Source organism: Prauserella cavernicola (assembly GCF_016595675.1).
Classification (GTDB): domain Bacteria; phylum Actinomycetota; class Actinomycetes; order Mycobacteriales; family Pseudonocardiaceae; genus Prauserella_A; species Prauserella_A cavernicola.
In genome coordinates this window covers 1-280 of sequence record NZ_JAENJH010000086.1, presented here as the reverse complement: position 1 = coordinate 280, position 280 = coordinate 1, and the positions used below count along the sequence as shown (strand labels likewise).

Here is a 280-nt window from a genome sequence, read left to right as displayed (position 1 = left end):
GGTTACACGGTGATGCCCTGACCGGCAGGGCACCCGGTCAGAGATTGCCGCGACGTTCCTGTTCGCGCTCGATGGCCTCGAACAGGGCCGTGAAGTTGCCCTTGCCGAAGCCGAGCGAGCCGTGCCGCTCGATCAGCTCGTAGAACACGGTCGGGCGGGCGCCGATCGGCTTGGTGAAAATTTGGAGCAGGTAGCCGTCCTCGTCGCGATCGACGAGGATCTTGTGCTCCTACAGCGTCTCGATCGGCACGCGCACCTCGCCGATCCGGGCGCGCAGTTC

1 pseudogene is annotated in these 280 nt (G+C 65.4%); it reads right to left on the bottom strand.

The annotated features are described in order from the left end of the window. Positions 1-37: 37 nt before the first annotated feature. A pseudogene (locus JHE00_RS34815) lies at positions 38-280 on the bottom strand (4-hydroxyphenylpyruvate dioxygenase); the annotation flags it as partial.